The organism is Fictibacillus nanhaiensis (assembly GCF_023715445.1).
Taxonomy (GTDB): Bacteria; Bacillota; Bacilli; order Bacillales; family Fictibacillaceae; genus Fictibacillus; species Fictibacillus nanhaiensis_D.
In genome coordinates this window covers 243,373-258,647 of record NZ_JAMBOD010000001.1, presented here as the reverse complement: position 1 = coordinate 258,647, position 15,275 = coordinate 243,373, and the positions used below count along the sequence as shown (strand labels likewise).

Genomic DNA, 15,275 nt, shown 5'->3' with positions numbered 1-15,275 from the left:
ATAAAAAAATGAAAAATCAAGAAATGCAGATATAAATTTAATTTAAATACAAATCATATAGAAGTCTAAATTCCAGCTAAGATATTTGATTACGGATGATAAATAAAAATAGATTTCACAATTAGATACAATATGAATTGAAATTCACGACAAATTTCATTTCGTCTCACTATCCTAAGTAATCTTTGGTTTTGAGATATCCTTTATTTTATTTTACATAGCTTCCGAGAATATATATTATGTTAACTAAAAAGAAACACAATTTCTTAATCTTAATTGACATATCTTTACCTCCTCCTCCGCAAGTCTAAAAGGGCGACCTTGGGAAGGTCTTGAAGATCCTTATGAGGTCGCCAAAAATTAGATTTTTGTGTTTTTCTTTTTCGCACGATTAGCAAGTTCGGATACAGGTTCTTTGCTGAATTCAACATCAGGGCTCATGCCCTGTGGATTTACACTCGATGCCTTTCGACCCTTTCCAGTGCTCTTTTTTGCCATATTTTTCACCCCCTGTATCTATAGGATTTGCCATAGAGTATATTTATATTTTACATAATTCTGTCTGCCTATATTTCAAAATATTGGATCCCATATCTCCTTCGATACTTTTTTATTCCTTCCTTATTTAATTTGAATAACAAAGATTATTTCTGGTTACATTCCCTTTACTTCCATAAAAAAAGTGCACTTCTCCTTCGTAAAGAGAAATGCACGCCAAAATAAAATGATTGTCTCCTATTTTTGACCAATCGCTTCATTGGCCTCTTGATATTTCTGATTAGCTAATTTATTCATCTCAGAGATATAGTCTTCAATCTTTATTTCACCTTCTACAGAAGCTTCCAGAATGCCATGAATATTAGCATTTGGAGTATCCTTAACTTTCACCCCTGTAGGAGCTTCCCATCTCGAGTGTACATATCCAGGAACTGCTTTTACTGGTTCGATAACGGCATTTTCTATGTTTTCATATGCAGTACGTATTCCGGGAAGATCTTGAATTTCAAAGTAAGCATCCAGTACATCTTTATCGGTAGTAACGGGTACACCATTTAATACTTTGCCTTCTTCTGTAGCAATGTCTATACGTTTCAAGTATCCTTCTTTTCCAAAAGTCATCCACTTTGTAAACAAATAGGCTTCTTCTGCATGTTTAGTCGTTTTTGAGATTCCCATATAATCATTCGCCACAACAGTTCTCCCACCAGGAATACCAATAAAATCATAATCAAAATCAAGATTCTCCTCGTAGGAAGAGAGTGCCCATGTTCCATCCCATATTAACCCCAAGCCGCCGGAGGCCCAAACTTCACCAGGGTGAGTTCCATTAAAGTTGCTTTTTTGTTCGTCTGTTAAAGATTCATAGGAATGATTATTCGTAACAATGTTCTTAGCTACATTCAAGCCATTAATGAATTCAGTGCTGTCTAAGTGATATCCTTCCTCAGTGTATGTATACCAACCGAGGGTTTCACTTACTGCAGCCGGATACCAGTCAAGAATAGCTAATGGATTATTGAGGCCCACCTGTCCTTTACTGATATTCGTAATGTTTTTAACAGAATCAACAAACTCATCAATACTTACACCATTTTCTGGCACATCTAAATTCGCTTCGTTGAATAAATCTTTGTTGACATAATACCCCAAGAACTGTTGTCCTGCTGGTAATGCGTAAATCGTATCTCCGTAAGTTGCAGATTCTCGAACCACTTCAGGTACTTTTGCAAAATCTTCATCATCCCTTGCTAGATCGGTAACATCTAATAGCCAGTCATTTGCTATACCTGGAGGAATCTGTGAAAGCATAAACACATCAGGCATCTCATTTGCACTTGCAGCAGCTGCTAATCCATCGTTCCATTTATCGTTTGGGATCGACTCCACAATCTTTACTTTAATGTTCGGATATTTTTTTTCAAATTCTTTAATCATCAACCTCTCGATGTTTTGTTCTTCTTTAGTACCTAAACCCCAGCTTGCAAAAGAAATGGTAACTTTTTCGGTGTCTCCATCATCGCCTTTTTTACCTTCATTTGATCCATTGCAACCGAAAAGCATCACGATTACCAAAAGTGCCAGTAAAGACATTAATCGTTTCATCAACTACACCTCATTTCGTTATCAACTCTTTTATCCATTAGCCAAACCCTCATGCTCCAGGTTGTAATCGTTTACAATTTCTTGTTGATAAGATAGATTCCTAGGTTTTAACACTTGAGATTTTGAATGAGCCATAACTTCTTCAGCCGTTACCTCTCTCTCTAAGTGATCTGACAAATAAATCCCTTCACTGATCAGCATGGTCTGAAGAGCAATTTCTGCTGTTGGCAACAAATCAACCCTGCCCTGAAGTGCCGCGATCCAATGATGTTGAGAAGAATCATAGGCATCTGTATTTTCTCTCAGTTGATGCCATCTATAGTCCGCTCCCCCTAGATCAAAGGCTGCGTCCATATCCATATCGCCGATAGTTGTATGGTAGCTTAATGGCGTATTTTCCCCATTCACCTGTCCATGAAAAGAGATTCCGCCTTTATTTCCAACCATACTGCTGCCTCCAAAGCCGTTCAGATGGATCGCCCACGATTCAATAATGTCGAGTGTGAGTCCACCTTCAAACCTTACGAAGCCTAAACCAAGTTCTTCTACATTAAATCCACTGATCTCTCTGCGTTTTTCATCCATATCCATTTCCTGATACGTTTTACCCGTGATGGTCTTCACTTTCGGTAAATTCATCAGATATAACAGTTGAGAAATACGATATACGCCCATGTCAAAAAGTGCTCCGCCGGAAGCGATTTCCTTTTGATTGAAATCTTTCGTTCCGTATCCGTCTACGAAAGGTCTTCCGCGACGTCTGAATCCTGTGGAACGAGCATGATACAATTTCCCCAGCTTCCCTTCATCAATTAAAACTTTAGCTGCTTTCGTTTCTAAAGCGTAAAGGAAGCTCAATTGAATATGCAGTTTTTTCCCGCATTCTTTTGCTGTATCTACCATCCGCTTACCGTCCAAGTACGAACCGGCGATCGGTTTTTCACAGTACACGTGTTTACCAGCCTGCAATGCAGCAATGGTAATCGGTGCATGAAGGTTATTATGCAGGCAGACATCGACCGCATCAATATCTTCTCGTTGGAGCATCTCGCGGAAATCTGTGTAAGTATCGGGAATGTTGTATTTCTCAGCAACCTGTTTCAGTTCGACTTCGTCAATATCACATGCCGCCACTACTTCTGCGCCGTCCAATTTTGCATATTCATCTAAATGAACTTTGCCTATGATTCCAACACCAATGATCCCAATCCGAATTTTTTTCATACGGTTATACCCCAACTTCTTTCAGCTTGTTTGTTTGCATGTTTTTCCATGTGTTACGTGCTGTTGCTAGCTGCCATGCGACTTGGCTGTGTTCATTTACTCCCGAGTGATGTTCGATCCCAAGGTATCCTTGGTAGCCGACATCCTGCAAGATCTTCAGTTTGTCTTCACAATCCGGAATCACCCATGCAGCTAAATGGGTATGAAACGCATATTTCGCACAAAGGCGATCCCCATTTTCTTTGTCTACGTCCCAATTATCAAAATGCAGAAGAATTCCGAAAGAAGGATGATCGACTGCCTCGTAAACTTTTTTAATATTTTCAGGTACCCTGGAAGCTCCCCAATGATTTTCGGGACCGATCTTAAAACCGCAATCATGCGCAATTTTTGCATATTCTTGATAGCGTTTCACTGTATATTCAAATTGTTCTTCCGTCATCTCCAGATCTCTTCCGCCCATATCGATACGAACGGTACGAGCCCCCAGTATTTCTGCAGCACGCAAATTTTTCAGTGCATTTTGATACCACTTCTCCTTGGCTTCTGGGTTGGGATCCCATACTTCAGCACAATCCACGCACAGGTTAGCAAGATCCATTTCCTTTTCATCCATCGCTTCTTTTACTTTTTTCAAGTAATCCACATCAAAACTGGTTAGCATCATATTCCAAATATCTGCAGAGTTAAGATGATACCGATATTTAACACTTTCCAGATAACCAAAGACATCCATTTTCCCTTGATTCATTAATCCGTTGAATGAATACGAAGCAACTGTATATTTCATGTAACCCCTCCAAATTTAGTGATACTTCATCGCATGATCATGTTTGGATAATTCATTACTAATAGTGTAAATATTTCAGGAACAAATCTTTTCTCTAAACGTTCAAATCAGTAAAATGTACAACTAAACCCTTATATTCATCAGCCTCTCTTTCTATTAAACATTAGCATTTTTCTGATTATTTTGATAATATCAGGAGAAAGGTGATCGTGGAATATACAAAACCGTTCAGATTTGTATATTTCACCAATAAAATTTAAAAAGAGGATGAAATGATGAATATTCAAGGGGTTTATCATGATGTCAATCCAAAATGGAGCATCGGAAAAGATCGAGGGTGTGCTACGCTCGTTTATGTATCTCAAGGGAAAGTCATTTATTGGATTAATGAAGAATACGTGGAATTGGAAAAAGGAGAAATACTTTATATCCCTTCTAGCATTGATCGCGCGTGGGAAAACCATCCAGAGGAATCGCACCAAAAATATACAGTTGTGTTTCTGTGGGAGGATCGATCTCTGGAAAACACGTTGCACTTTACAAAGCATAACGAGATTTACCGGTATAAGACGTCCAATTCCCCTTATTATGAACAACGATTTTCAACACTCTTTACCCAGTTATTGTGGAAGAAACCCTATTTTGAACTAATGTCCAAATATGTCTTATCCGAACTGTTAACCCAAATTGCTCAAGAGTCCTCTGAACAAAGGGCTTCTCCGGCCAAAGAACGGATCGCACGGGAGATTCAGAAATATCTTTTGCATAATTTCCGAAGTAACGTAACGATTGAAGAATTGGCTGCATTAGCAGGTGTAACGCCAAATTACGTATCCGTATTATTTAAAGAAGTAGTTGGGAACACCCCCATCCAGTACTTGCATCAAATCCGGATCAATTCGGCTCTAAATCTACTAAAAAACACGCAGATGTCTATTAGCGAAATAGCAGAATACCTTGGATACTGTGACCAATCTTATTTTAATAGAATGTTTAAAAAATGGATGGGAGTAGCACCGAGCCATATTGTTTAAAAACGAAAAATATCCAACACAGATAATACCCGGTGAGTCATTTCCCTTAAGGTTACTTTTGTATGTTTACATCAGTTGGAAATCAGTTAAAAAAAACGCATGACATTTTTTTGTGTCATGCGTTTTTGATAAGTCGAGATGTATTATTTCCGCTTTTCAAAGTTATCGTTTAACATCTTACATATTTGCGTTTGAAACCAAGCTTCCCTTTATCTACTTCCTTTTGAATACTTTCGGAAGCGAGTAGGAAACTGCTTTTTTTCTTGTCCCGTTTGACTTCTACTTTGCCTACTGCCTTTGCGGTCTCGACCGCCTTATCATGGAGCGGCAAATATGAAACCCCCACTGTGTATATAAAATTATTCATAGCTGATTTTGTTCGATCAGGAGAATCGTGAATCGTTTTTTGCACCTGATCAAGCATACTGGCAATCTTGCTTGCGTTAAATTCAACATCCGGACGATTACCCAAAAGCCAGCAGTAGCAACTCCAGCCCGCTGACATTCTCAGCTCTTCACCGCTAGCGATCCATTTATCGGCAACGACTTGTGCAATATCTGTTTCAGCTAAAGTAACTGCAACCACAAAATCGGACAACATGTAAAAATATGCCGTATCCATCCAACGCTCAAAATCCGCCTCAGTCATTGCTTTTGGGTCCGCAATTATGCCAGCAAAGTACATTGCGTCGTAGTTGCCTGTCGCGTAAAGCTGCTCAGCCAAAGGTTGATTTTTTTTGATTTTCTTGGCGATTGGCTTCATATGGCCTGTAGCCACGCCAAAAAGCGGCTCGTGCGCGCCATTGGATTCGTAAATTTTCTTAGTTCGTTCCTTGCCGAGAGCTTCAAGCTCTTGCATAACCATTTGTACATTCATGTTTCTACACTTCCTTCTTTACGGACGCTATTCATCATAAGTTTAACCCATTATACTAATTTCATAAAATAGATCTCCTATTATTCCCAACGGTTAATCCTATCAGACTATATACATTGAATAATCTACTTCACCTGAAATATGTTTTAAGCCATTTTCGCATAATTCCATGGCCATTAAATTCTCTTCTGAAGGGGGTGTATTATTCTTGGATGCATATATGCCAAATTCTGTTGAAGTTCTAAAACCAAAGCGTCGATAAAAACGAAAATCACCCTCAACAATAACTCCTTTAAATCCAAGATCAGCAGCAAATTTCAAACCTTCTTTTAACATATGTTCTCCAACCCCCTTACGCTGTCTATGAATGGCCACTGAAACAGGGGAAAGCATTAACACTTCATTTTCAAAATTTTTACTAATCGGGAATTTCGAAAGGACAAAATGACCAATAATCTCCCCTTCTTCCTCTACTACTAAATCTAGCTCTGGAATATAATATTGGTTATCTCTGATTTTTTTTAGCCAAGCCTTTTCAAATTCTCCATCAGAATAACTAGTGTTTTTAAATACTTCATATACTAAAACCTCAGTATCATCATATTCTCCTTTTTTTGCAGCTCTTATTTTCATTCCTATTCCTCCAATGAATGAAGAAAGCAATAGCTTTTCTTCTTAAGTAAACCTACACTTTACTTCAATAAAAAGATGCACTTCTCTTCTTCAAGAAATGCACCCAATTGTTCTGAATTTGAATTTTATTGGATTCTTTACCTATGCTTTATTGGAAGTTTCGCTGTATTTTTTAAAATTGTCCAGAAACGCCTGCCAGCCTGCTTCCTGCATTTCAACGGGATTGGTAGCTTCTGCTTCAAATGTCTCAATTACTCTAGTGTCGTTTTCTTGGGTTATAAAAGAAATCGTAACTTTTCTTCCATCATCAAGAGTGTAAGAAATAAACTCGTTTATTCTTACATCATCATAAACTCCGCCAAAATCAAATCCAAAGCTACCATCCTTAGCTTCCATTCTCGTAAGAAATCTCCCGCCAACCCTTAAATCATTTTCGGCATTTGGCGCATGCCAATCATCCGAAGCAAAACTCCACTTTGTTATATGCTGTGGCTCTGTCCAATATTTCCAAACTTCTGCAACCGGTTTATGAACTGTGGTTTCTACTGTTAGGGTTACTTTATTACTTGTCTCCATGTAAATGATCCACCTCTCAATAATATTATTTTTACTAGATTTCTATGGAAAAACGGGCGAATGCTCCTGGGTGTCATGTTAAAATTATTTATTCGAATTGCATATATGAATCAATCCTCCTCTCCTGCTAACTAACCTACCGTTTACTTCAAGAAAGAAGTGCACTTCTCCTTCTTGAAGAAATGCACGCTATTTTCAAGAAAAGTGTACCTTTCAGCAAAAATCCAAAGGGTACACTTTTGTGTGCAGTATTTTTCTACTCATGGACTAATCATTTAATCCCTTTCCATCTAGAATTTCCTGCAAATATTTTCAACCCTTGACTCTCGAGTCTTAGATTGTTTAGGTTTAGAAAAATAAAGAATGTAAGCTCGTTGCCGTCCCGGCGTCAATGCTTCAAAAGCAGTTTTCAAGTTAGGGATTTCATCGAATTTATTTTGAAGTTCTTCAGGAACTATGAATTCTGTATGCTTTTTTAAATCCACTTTCAAACCGGCCTTTTCAACTTCAATGGCTTCATGAATATAGTCTTTCAAGATAGATTCCATCTCAACGATTTCTTGAACATTGGTGAACCGAATCTGGCGTGCCGCCTGAACATAGTAATGCCAATATGATGTATAAAAATCCGTATTTTCAAAGGAAGATGTGGCAGGTAAAACAATGTCTGCGTATCTTGCCGTTTCTGTTAAAAATAAATCATGGACGACAGTAAACAGGTCCTCCCGTTTCAATCCTCTTCGTACTTTATTGCCAGCTGGCGCAACAACGGCTGGATTAGTGCCATATACATAGAGCGATTTTACTGGGGGATCTAGATTCATCAAGGCTTCTCCCAATAGATTCATATTAATCATCCGCGTTTTTTTATTTTTTAACAAATCAGGCCGCTGTAAATTAGCCGTATGGTGTGCCAGGTAAGCAGAATTCCCTTTGATTGCCCCTCCTCCTTTTACTAGCCATTGTCCTGTTAGAGCGGGAAGGCAGGAAATCGTTCTCACAAACATACCGCCATTGTCGTGATGCTGCGGACCATTTCCAATCCGAATAAACGCAGGTGAAGTTTTACCATACATCCTAGCAAGTTGAACAATATCCTCCACCGGTATGCCAGTAATGCCCGATACGGTAACAGGGTCATACTGCACAACATGTTCACTCAGCTCTTCATGACCAACTGTATATTTCTCCAGAAATGAGGAATCCACCATGTTCTCGGCAAATAAAATATGCATCAGTCCTAAAGCCAGAGCGGAATCAGTCCCCGGTAAAATGGGAATAAACCAGTCTGCTAATCTAGCAGTTTTGTTTTTATGGACATCAATCACAATGATTTTAGCCCCATTTTGTTTCCGGGCTTGTTGGGCAAGGGCTACTTGGTGCATGTTGGTACTTACAGCATTAATCCCCCAAAAAATAAACAGCTTAGTGTGGATGGTATCCTCAGGATCGGTTCCATAACTGCCGCCCATTGTATATTTATAACCGACAGCTCCGGCTGAATTACAGATACTCCTGTCGAGCTGAGAGGCTCCTAAACGATTGAAGAAGCGGCGGTCCATACCTTCAGCACTGAGGTTTCCCATATTTCCATAAAAGCTGTAGGGAAGAATACTTTCCGCTCCATCACTTTGTAGCAGTTCCTTCCAGCGGGTGGTAATCGTTCTAATAGCTTCCTTCCAGCTTATTCGGATAAATTCCCCTTCTCCTTTCGTACCAATACGCTTCATAGGATATTTTAGCCGCTTTTCATCATTGAGTCGCTCAGTCATATTTCGAACCTTGTTGCAAATAAACCCCTTAGTGACCGGATGATTTAAGTCACCCTCGACCTTGATAATTTTTCCGTTCTTTTTATGAAGGAGCAACCCGCATTGATCCGGGCAGTCAAGTGAACAAACTGAAGGGAAAATACCATTTGGACTATCCACAAAAGAGTGCATAGTCTATCTCCTTTCCATTGAGGCAGCAAATAATTCCATATTTCATAATTTTACTGACTCCCTAATTTGAGGTAAATCCTTATTCCACAATCTTTCTACTTTTCTAAAGTAAACGGAGAACATCCACTTTATCCTGCAATCGCACCCGTTTGTGGAATAACTCATTATAAGAATGTTGCCCTTTAACTAAGTAAAGAACAGTTGCTAAAGCCTTTTAATGTTCAATTCTTACGACCTATTGCAGAAGATCAACAATATTAATAAGATTAACACAATTGCTTTAACTTTTTTCTATTCTTTATTCCTCTAACTTGTACCAAACCTTTTAGCTGCTCTGACACGAGCACGCTCAGCTTCGACCTCACGATTGCGAGGTTCTGCACTGGTTTCCAGAGTGTCTAATAAATTCTTAGTAATCATTGCTACTTCATTGACTGCGTGATTAAACGCATCCTCGTTCGCCTTTGAAGGCTTGTTATAGCCCGTTATCTTTCTGACGTACTGAATAGCTGCTGCATGAATCTCTTCATCGGTAGCTGGTGGGTCGAAATTAAATAATGTTTTAATGTTTCGGCACATAAATTTCTCCTTTTTGTTTTCTTATCCTGCATTCCATTCCACAAGGAATCCTTACAATCCTTTTCTATAAAGGAATTCTAATTTTTTTAGAAGCAGAAAGTGTTCTAAACTACAACAAAGATGTTAATTTAAATGCTCCTGGTTGATAGTCTTAAAACCCATAGAATAAGTAATAAAGACGCTTTTCCTATTTCAGAAATGCATCCGTTTGCTTAAAATAAGGAGTTCCAATGAAATTAAATTATCTTATGTAAGGTTAGCCACTTTTCAAATTGTTTTACTCCGAAATCATAATTAAGGTCCTTGTCGTGGATCGAAAAAATCTTTGTTCCAATTCCCTTTAATGTTAATTCATTTTCTTGGGTAGTATTTTTAATCCCATATTGTTTAAAATCAAAGAAGATATCCCATACATCTTCTGATAGTCTCTTGTACGCAACAGACTCATAATCTAAGTTATTTTCGTAATAACCTAAATGCAGATGATATTTATCGTCATATACTATTTCCATTTAGTACCACTTTCATTAACCCTTCCTTGTTCTACTAAAGCACCCGTTTTGTTGAACAAGCAAACTGTTCCTTGATACTGAATATAATCGGTTTCTGAATTATTCTAACTTTTGATAATTCCATAAACCCAGTTGTCCTTTTGCTGGAATTGGATTATCCAAGACATTCACATTAGATAATAACCAACCATATCTACCTTTATTAAAATCACCAAGTTGATATTCATTTCCTGAAGCAATGTGATATTCATTACCTAATACAGCCGAAATTCCTTTATCTTCACTAACCTCAAAGCAACCTTCGAGATTACAAGTAGCAAGTATCATTCCTGTTGGTAAGTCGTCTAAGATGACTATTCCGTGTTTATTCAATGTTTGTACTATGTGTACTCTTTTAGAAGCAGAACGGTCTATTTTCTTGCTTGAATGTATAGCTAAACTCCCTTTATACTTTGTTCTCCAAGACCTAGTTTCAAACTTCTTTTCACCAAGAACAATAAGCGTCGCCCAGGGTTGTATAATTGAAATTACTTTCACAAAAAATCCCTCCCTCCCCTACGTCTGGAAGTATAACAACTTATACTTGTTTTTCTTCTTCAAGTATCCTGCTACGTTTGTTTAATAAGTTCCATAAGAAAAAGCGTTAATCCTTCTTAGATCAACGCACCCTTTGATGGAATGAGATTTAAATGTCGCGTACAGTTATATAAAGAACAATCCCATTTGTCTTCTATATTACTTAAAATAGTAATTGATGTATTATCAATATAAGTCTGCTGGAATTTCTGAGGAAGTAACTTTTGTAAGGTTAATCCGATTAAAGCACCGTGGCTGACTACCAATATTCGTTTACCTTTATATGTACAAACTATATCTTTTAAAAAGTCTATTCCTCTGTTAGATACGTCTTCAAAGTTTTCCATTCCAAGTTCTAAATTACGCCATTCCCTACCCCACTGTTTGACTCTTTGTTCTTCCGTAGTGCCTTCAATCTCCCCGCAATTTATTTCTCTTACCCTTTCATCAATATGACTAATGGGCAAGCCTATTTTACTTCCAATAATTTTCGCAGTTTCAAATGCCCTAGATAAGTCACTCGTAATAATCATATCCCACTGTTCTTCAAGAGATAGCCTATCTCCGATGTTTGTGGCTTGTTTTCTGCCAATCTCATTTAAAGGAATATCACTTACTCCTTGAGCCTTACCTAAGGAGTTCCATTCAGTTATTCCGTGCCGAATTAGTCCTATGGTAGTCATTCTCCCACTCTTTTCTTAATATCTAGTTCTTCAGCTATCCTGCTACGTTTGTTCAATAAGTTCCATAAAAATGGCGTTAATCCGACCCGATTGTTGAAGAAGTATGAATTAGTACCATTCTTAATTCGATATTAGCTGGTTTTGTTGAAGAAGAAAGCTGCCAAACATACAGCTTCCTATTGTTTATCAATTTTTCACCAGAATATTAGCTTGAAACCAAGCTCTGAGCTTTTCGGCAAACACTAAACGTTCAGTGGGTTCACTTAAACTCCCATGAGTCAGGTAAAGATTATCCTCGAAATATCTTGGGTATACATGCAGGTGGTAATGCCAAACATCCTGACTTCCACCTGGCTCATTATGCTGCCTTGTTGAAATCCCATCACATTTATAACACTCTTTAAGTGCGAAGGATACTTGCTGGGATAACTTATGTATTCTAGTGGCTATCTCTATAGGTAAATCGAATATATTTTCATAATGGGTTCGGTATAATTATCACATGACCTTTATTATTCGGCCACCATAATGTTGCAATAAAAGCCGTTACGTAATCGTCCTTATATATAATGTCTTTCTGCTTAGTCTGAACTAACTTATTTTCTTGATCCTCTTTCCCTTTAACAGCTAAACAAAAAGGACATGTGTAATTAGATGGCATATGTTTATACACTTTTTTTCTCTCCTAAAAGTAGATTCTTAATAAGCTTTCGACAGTAGATAGCAACCTTCTTTTATAAGAACTATTAATTCTAAGGAAAGAGAACATCCCCTTCTTAAAAAGATGCACCAGTTAGTTCAACAAAACTTCATAGCATTTTGCTAAATACTTTTAAGAATCCTTTATATAAAAAGATTTTAAAATGAGAAACTGTTATTGAATCTTTTACAATTATATCTTTATGTTTTAAAAAACTTTTAATTTGTTTTCTTCTATTCGGAATCATTAGCAAAGGTAAATTGTTAGGGTTAAACCACTCCACTTTTTCTGTTTCAGGTCCATCCTTTATTGGCGAACCGCCTATTACTTCTCCTAAGAATAAATGTTGCATATCGTCGTATTGAGGTTGATAATATTCTCCTATTTTTCGATTAATCGAAATAATATACCCAGTTTCCTCTTCCGTTTCTCTTATAGCACAATTTTCTAACGGTTCTTCCTTTTCACATGTTCCGCCAGGTAAATCCCAGATTGGATAATCTTTTCTCTTTGCTAATAATATATGACCATCTTTATTGATAACTACCGTAAAACAGCCCGACGTTTTTGCCATAATAGTTATTTCTCCTTTAAACTGTATACCGCAAATAAAATAAAATCTGATAAACTATGTTCTTAACATGTATTTATTAATAATATATTGTGCCTTTTCTACTAAATTAGGTGGAAGATCGTTTAAAGAGAAGAATTTCAAATGTAAGCTCTCCCATCTTTGATAACTAACTCTCCATTTATGGATGAAGTAGTATAAACCGCAGTAATGCCAAATATTTCATCACCATTAGGATATTTGTGGCATTCTTTTTCTCCAGATAAAATGTCAATAAAATTTAAGTCACTAGCCCATAATCCTGTCTCTTCATACAACTCTCTCGCAGCTGTTTCTTCTAAAGTTTCTCCAAACTCCATAACTCCTCCTGGGAAACCCCACTTATTAATATCGGACCGCTGTTGGAGTAACACTTTTCTCTTGTCGTTAATCACAACAACAGTTGCTCCAGCTACCATAAGGGGTTGAGTACCGATAAGCTTTCTCATGTTTTTATGTATTCACCCATAAAATACTCCTTCATTTAATAAATTCTCTTTATAAAATACCATATTTGCCCATTTTAATATATATGTGTTATTCCACAATCTGGCCCATTTGTTGAGTAAACACTGCTTAATACCATTTATTTCGTAACACAATCTTTGTGTCTAAAGAAAAGACACTTAACTTTTAACAGTTAAGCGTCCGATAGATGGGAACCATGACAAATTATTTTGGGGAAAAATAACGGTTAATACATTTGTCTTCAAAAACTTTTTATTAGTTCGTAGCACCTTGTTTAATTTTCAAGCTCATTTCTTGAGGAACGGATCTTTTTATAAATAATGAAACTATCCATGCGATGACCACTAGTCCAAACGCGAGTAAGAATGCGCTTTTCATTCCAGTAATCATCGCTAGAATTTGTAATGTAGCCCCATCTTCCTTAATCAGCGTATTTTCCATAAAACGAGTAGAACTATTGGTCATGATTGATACAAGCAATGCCGTACCGACAGCACCAGCTACCTGCTGAAGCGTACTGATTATAGCCGTTCCGTGGGGATATAACGGTGGCGGCAGTTGATTCAAAGCGTTGGTCATAATCGGCATCATGACCATTGAAATTCCTAACATTAACAGCGTATTGAAAATCATAATCTTGATATATGGTGTCGTCAATGTGATGAATGCAAATTGCCATAACGTATTTGCGACCAATCCTAATCCAATAAGTGCAAGCCACTTGGCACCAAATTTATCAAATAAGCGGCCAGTAATCGGCGACATGATCCCCATGACAATACCGCCTGGCAACATGACCAATCCTGCTTCCAACGGACTGTACCCTAACGCATTTTGGAGAAAAATCGGCAATAACATCATGGCTGAAAACATCGCCATCATGATAATCATCATGATTAATGTTGACATTCTAAAAATGTTGTATTTAAACGTCCTTAAATCTAGTAAAGGTTGTGTAATCGCTAATTGCCTCCAGGTAAACAGCACTAAAGATACAATCCCGATTGCAATGGGAAGTAAAACATCATTGTTCGACCAGCCCCCATGTCCTTCACCAGAACTGCTGAATCCGTACACAATTCCTCCGAAACCTAATGTTGAAAGTAGAAGCGAGATCAGATCAATTTTCGGATTAGTCGTCTCCGTAACGTTTTTAAGTTTTGTATAGGCAAATACAATAACAAACAGTGCAATCGGCAGAACTCCGTAAAAGAGAACACGCCAGCTGAAATGCTCTACAATGATCCCTGATAAAGTGGGTCCAATCGCGGGGGCAAACGTAATGACAATGCCAATTGTCCCCATCGCCGAACCTCTTTTTTCAAAAGGAACGATAGAAAATACCACATTTGTTAATAGAGGAAAGAGCAGTCCGGTACCCGCCGCTTGAAGCAGCCTTCCGATTAATAGCACCTCAATCCCTGGAGCAATAGCTGCTACAAATGTCCCCATGGTAAACAAGAACATTGCTCCGAGAAATAAGCTTCTTGTTGTAAACCGCTGAATAAGATAAGCAGTGACCGGTATCAGAACACCAATCACAAGCAGGTACCCAGTAGTTAGCCATTGGGCGGTACTCGGTGTAATTCCGAAGTCATCCATAATTTTTGACAATGCTACGTTGAGTAGCGTTTCATTTAAAATGGCTACAAACACACCTAGAATCATAATCATAACCAACAAAAAGTTGCCTCTGTTCCCGAATGTCCCACCATTTTGAGTCGATTCATCTTGATTTTTCAATTTTTTCTCCCTTCGTTCAAATGGTGTGCAATTTCTCTTGCAGCCCTTTGAAAATAGATTTACTAATTACTTTGTCTACAATTGAAATGCAACTTTTTACTGAGTTAGTGAAGCATAAAACAAGCATAAACAGAACAAACATTCGCATTAATACTACCATATTCATAAAGAATCTGCCACTTTTATAGAAAGAATTAATTCTGGTACAAAATTCACAAAAAAGC

17 protein-coding genes and 2 pseudogenes are annotated in these 15,275 nt (G+C 37.7%); 1 reads left to right on the top strand and 18 read right to left on the bottom strand.

The genetic code is table 11. From position 1 onward, the window contains the following. Positions 1 to 360: 360 nt before the first annotated feature. The 4 genes from sspL to M3196_RS01350 all read right to left on the bottom strand — a co-directional run bounded on the left by sspL (position 361) and on the right by M3196_RS01350 (position 4,117). On the bottom strand, positions 361 to 498 hold the full coding sequence (sspL, locus tag M3196_RS01365) for a small, acid-soluble spore protein L (RefSeq protein WP_066292290.1): 138 nt from the start codon (positions 496 to 498) through the stop codon (positions 361 to 363). Positions 499 to 735: 237 nt separating this feature from the next. After that, the gene (locus tag M3196_RS01360; RefSeq protein ID WP_251320464.1) at positions 736 to 2,103 is read right to left on the bottom strand and encodes an ABC transporter substrate-binding protein; all 1,368 of its coding nucleotides are present in this window, start codon (positions 2,101 to 2,103) and stop codon (positions 736 to 738) included. A gap of 30 nt (positions 2,104 to 2,133) precedes the next feature. Next, positions 2,134 to 3,327: a Gfo/Idh/MocA family protein gene (locus tag M3196_RS01355; RefSeq protein WP_251320463.1), complete on the bottom strand. Its 1,194-nt coding sequence runs from the start codon at positions 3,325 to 3,327 to the stop codon at positions 2,134 to 2,136. A gap of 4 nt (positions 3,328 to 3,331) precedes the next feature. After that, positions 3,332 to 4,117 (bottom strand): sugar phosphate isomerase/epimerase family protein, encoded by a 786-nt coding sequence (locus tag M3196_RS01350; RefSeq protein WP_251320462.1) that lies wholly within the window; start codon positions 4,115 to 4,117, stop codon positions 3,332 to 3,334. Between the two features lie 272 nt (positions 4,118 to 4,389). Between M3196_RS01350 and M3196_RS01345 the strand changes: the two genes are divergently transcribed. After that, positions 4,390 to 5,151 carry a helix-turn-helix domain-containing protein gene (locus tag M3196_RS01345; protein WP_251320461.1) on the top strand — a complete coding sequence of 254 codons (762 nt, stop codon included), beginning with the start codon at positions 4,390 to 4,392 and terminating at the stop codon, positions 5,149 to 5,151. A gap of 169 nt (positions 5,152 to 5,320) precedes the next feature. On the opposite strand, the gene M3196_RS01340 is transcribed toward M3196_RS01345, so the two are convergent. From M3196_RS01340 to M3196_RS01280, 14 genes and pseudogenes are all read right to left on the bottom strand, one after another. Next, on the bottom strand, positions 5,321 to 6,028 hold the full coding sequence (locus M3196_RS01340; RefSeq protein WP_251320460.1) for a DNA alkylation repair protein: 708 nt from the start codon (positions 6,026 to 6,028) through the stop codon (positions 5,321 to 5,323). A 102-nt stretch (positions 6,029 to 6,130) separates the two neighbouring features. Next, positions 6,131 to 6,661: a GNAT family N-acetyltransferase gene (locus M3196_RS01335; protein ID WP_251320459.1), complete on the bottom strand. Its 531-nt coding sequence runs from the start codon at positions 6,659 to 6,661 to the stop codon at positions 6,131 to 6,133. A gap of 141 nt (positions 6,662 to 6,802) precedes the next feature. Continuing rightward, the gene (locus M3196_RS01330) at positions 6,803 to 7,237 is read right to left on the bottom strand and encodes an SRPBCC family protein (protein WP_251320458.1); all 435 of its coding nucleotides are present in this window, start codon (positions 7,235 to 7,237) and stop codon (positions 6,803 to 6,805) included. 290 nt (positions 7,238 to 7,527) lie between these two features. Then, a pseudogene (locus tag M3196_RS22165) lies at positions 7,528 to 7,689 on the bottom strand (YdeI/OmpD-associated family protein); the annotation flags it as partial. A gap of 126 nt (positions 7,690 to 7,815) precedes the next feature. Then, positions 7,816 to 9,180, bottom strand: a pseudogene (locus M3196_RS01325) (molybdopterin-dependent oxidoreductase); the annotation flags it as partial. Positions 9,181 to 9,486: 306 nt separating this feature from the next. Then, a complete protein-coding gene (locus M3196_RS01320; protein WP_251320456.1) occupies positions 9,487 to 9,759 on the bottom strand; it encodes a DUF2277 domain-containing protein in 273 nt (90 codons plus the stop codon). A gap of 236 nt (positions 9,760 to 9,995) precedes the next feature. Further along, positions 9,996 to 10,271: a DUF3986 family protein gene (locus M3196_RS01315; protein WP_251320455.1), complete on the bottom strand. Its 276-nt coding sequence runs from the start codon at positions 10,269 to 10,271 to the stop codon at positions 9,996 to 9,998. 99 nt (positions 10,272 to 10,370) lie between these two features. Further along, on the bottom strand, positions 10,371 to 10,808 hold the full coding sequence (locus M3196_RS01310) for an ASCH domain-containing protein (protein WP_251320454.1): 438 nt from the start codon (positions 10,806 to 10,808) through the stop codon (positions 10,371 to 10,373). Between the two features lie 116 nt (positions 10,809 to 10,924). Next, positions 10,925 to 11,530: a histidine phosphatase family protein gene (locus M3196_RS01305; protein ID WP_251320453.1), complete on the bottom strand. Its 606-nt coding sequence runs from the start codon at positions 11,528 to 11,530 to the stop codon at positions 10,925 to 10,927. Positions 11,531 to 11,716: 186 nt separating this feature from the next. Further along, entirely contained in the window at positions 11,717 to 11,968 is a 252-nt protein-coding gene (locus M3196_RS01300; RefSeq protein ID WP_251321695.1) for an HIT family protein, read from the bottom strand. A 37-nt stretch (positions 11,969 to 12,005) separates the two neighbouring features. Beyond that, positions 12,006 to 12,203 carry a hypothetical protein gene (locus M3196_RS01295; RefSeq protein WP_251320452.1) on the bottom strand — a complete coding sequence of 66 codons (198 nt, stop codon included), beginning with the start codon at positions 12,201 to 12,203 and terminating at the stop codon, positions 12,006 to 12,008. Positions 12,204 to 12,339: 136 nt separating this feature from the next. Beyond that, positions 12,340 to 12,804: an NUDIX hydrolase gene (locus M3196_RS01290; RefSeq protein WP_251320451.1), complete on the bottom strand. Its 465-nt coding sequence runs from the start codon at positions 12,802 to 12,804 to the stop codon at positions 12,340 to 12,342. 137 nt (positions 12,805 to 12,941) lie between these two features. Further along, positions 12,942 to 13,259, bottom strand: coding sequence for an NUDIX domain-containing protein (locus tag M3196_RS01285; RefSeq protein WP_251321694.1), 318 nt, complete (start codon positions 13,257 to 13,259; stop codon positions 12,942 to 12,944). Between the two features lie 304 nt (positions 13,260 to 13,563). Continuing rightward, positions 13,564 to 14,982, bottom strand: a complete 1,419-nt coding sequence (locus tag M3196_RS01280) for a DHA2 family efflux MFS transporter permease subunit (RefSeq protein ID WP_425310982.1) — start codon at positions 14,980 to 14,982, stop codon at positions 13,564 to 13,566. Positions 14,983 to 15,275 lie beyond the last annotated feature (293 nt).

Coding starts and splice junctions, on each gene's coding strand:
- sspL (WP_066292290.1), bottom strand. CDS start 498: ATGGCAAAAAAGAGCACTGGAAAGGGTCGAAAGGCATCGAGTGTAAAT.
- M3196_RS01360 (WP_251320464.1), bottom strand. CDS start 2,103: ATGAAACGATTAATGTCTTTACTGGCACTTTTGGTAATCGTGATGCTT.
- M3196_RS01355 (WP_251320463.1), bottom strand. CDS start 3,327: ATGAAAAAAATTCGGATTGGGATCATTGGTGTTGGAATCATAGGCAAA.
- M3196_RS01350 (WP_251320462.1), bottom strand. CDS start 4,117: ATGAAATATACAGTTGCTTCGTATTCATTCAACGGATTAATGAATCAA.
- M3196_RS01345 (WP_251320461.1), top strand. CDS start 4,390: ATGATGAATATTCAAGGGGTTTATCATGATGTCAATCCAAAATGGAGC.
- M3196_RS01340 (WP_251320460.1), bottom strand. CDS start 6,028: ATGAATGTACAAATGGTTATGCAAGAGCTTGAAGCTCTCGGCAAGGAA.
- M3196_RS01335 (WP_251320459.1), bottom strand. CDS start 6,661: ATGAAAATAAGAGCTGCAAAAAAAGGAGAATATGATGATACTGAGGTT.
- M3196_RS01330 (WP_251320458.1), bottom strand. CDS start 7,237: ATGGAGACAAGTAATAAAGTAACCCTAACAGTAGAAACCACAGTTCAT.
- M3196_RS01320 (WP_251320456.1), bottom strand. CDS start 9,759: ATGTGCCGAAACATTAAAACATTATTTAATTTCGACCCACCAGCTACC.
- M3196_RS01315 (WP_251320455.1), bottom strand. CDS start 10,271: ATGGAAATAGTATATGACGATAAATATCATCTGCATTTAGGTTATTAC.
- M3196_RS01305 (WP_251320453.1), bottom strand. CDS start 11,530: ATGACTACCATAGGACTAATTCGGCACGGAATAACTGAATGGAACTCC.
- M3196_RS01290 (WP_251320451.1), bottom strand. CDS start 12,804: ATGGCAAAAACGTCGGGCTGTTTTACGGTAGTTATCAATAAAGATGGT.
- M3196_RS01285 (WP_251321694.1), bottom strand. CDS start 13,259: ATGGTAGCTGGAGCAACTGTTGTTGTGATTAACGACAAGAGAAAAGTG.
- M3196_RS01280 (WP_425310982.1), bottom strand. CDS start 14,982: ATGATTATGATTCTAGGTGTGTTTGTAGCCATTTTAAATGAAACGCTA.